Genomic DNA, 1256 nt, shown 5'->3' on the forward strand with positions numbered 1-1256 from the left:
AAACCCATGGGTGGTGTCAGCCGGTCGTCGCAACACCTGGTCTTGGTGGGTTCGAGAGTAGCTCTTCGAGGGCGCCTGCAGGGGTTCTGCCGCCGAGGGTTTTGCGTGGTCGCTGGTTGAGTTCCGTCGCGACTTCGAGGAGCCGTTCAGGGCCGTGAGCGTTGAGGTTCGTGCCTTTCGGGAAGTACTGTCTCAGCAGTCCATTTGCGTTCTCGTTGGAGCCTCGCTGCCAGGGAGAGTGGGGGTCGCAGAAGTAGATCGCCATATCCGTTGCGAGGGTCACGTCGAGGTGCTTTGCCATCTCCGTGCCCTGGTCCCAGGTCAGCGACCGACGTAGATGCGTCGGCAGCGTGCTGATGGTCGCGATCAGTCCGTCTCGGACCGCGGGGGCGCTGTGTCCGTTCGGGAGATGGACGAGCATCACGTAGCGGCTGGCGCGCTCGACGAGCGTGCCGATTGCAGATCCGGATGCCGACCCGACGATCAAGTCCCCTTCCCAATGGCCGGGAACGGCTCGATCTCGTGCTTCGGCGGGCCGTTCGCTGATGAGGATCTTGTCGCGGATCTTGCCCTTGTCGGTGAAGCGTAAGCCGCGAGGTTTGCGGGCAGCGCGCCCGGTGCGGAGGTGTGTGTGCAGGTCAGCGCGGAGGTGTCCGCGCCCCTGGACGAACAGGGCTTGGTAGATCGTCTCTGGTGCCACGCGCTTCTCCGGATTCCTCGGGAACAGACGGGCCAGGTCATCACTGATCTGCTGTGGACTCCAATTCTTCACCAGACGCTCCTCAACGAGCGCCGCGAGGACCGGCTCGTCGAGTCGGCATGCCTTGGGTCGGCGCGCGCGAGCCTCGCACTGCTTCTGGGCCGCGTGCGGCCGGTACCCATGTCTACCCGGCTTGCCGTTGCGTCGCAGCTCGCGCGAGATGGTCGACGGCTGCCGTCCCAGCTCCCGCGCGATCTCACGCACCCCGGCGCCCTGCAGGCGCAGATCCGCGATCCGTAAGCGATCATCGAGCTCGAGATACCGACCCGTTCGCGGTTTGTCCTCGACGGGGAATCGACCGCCGGCCGCTTTGATCCACCGATACCCCTGGCGTCTGTGCACGCCGAGAGTTTCACACGCAGCTGACGAGGATCGCCCCTCCCGCATCAAGTCCCAGAACTTTCGCTCGCGCTCCCGCGCAGCATTGTTCGCCGGCATCCGCCCACCCCTTGCTCATCGGGGTGTTGCAACGACCGACAGAAACCGCCCATGGGTT

General features: G+C 65.0%; 1 protein-coding gene. It reads right to left on the minus strand.

Annotated elements, in window-relative coordinates; all coding sequences use genetic code 11:
- Window positions 1-16: 16 nt before the first annotated feature.
- A complete protein-coding gene (locus C5E07_RS19050) occupies window positions 17-1147 on the minus strand; it encodes an IS30 family transposase (protein WP_374953213.1) in 1131 nt (376 codons plus the stop codon).
- Window positions 1148-1256 lie beyond the last annotated feature (109 nt).

Origin of the sequence: Pseudoclavibacter sp. RFBJ3, assembly GCF_002931375.1 — a bacterium.
In the GTDB taxonomy this organism is placed as follows: Bacteria; Actinomycetota; Actinomycetes; order Actinomycetales; family Microbacteriaceae; genus Pseudoclavibacter.

Coding starts and splice junctions, on each gene's coding strand:
- C5E07_RS19050 (WP_374953213.1), bottom strand. CDS start 1,147: ATGCGGGAGGGGCGATCCTCGTCAGCTGCGTGTGAAACTCTCGGCGTG.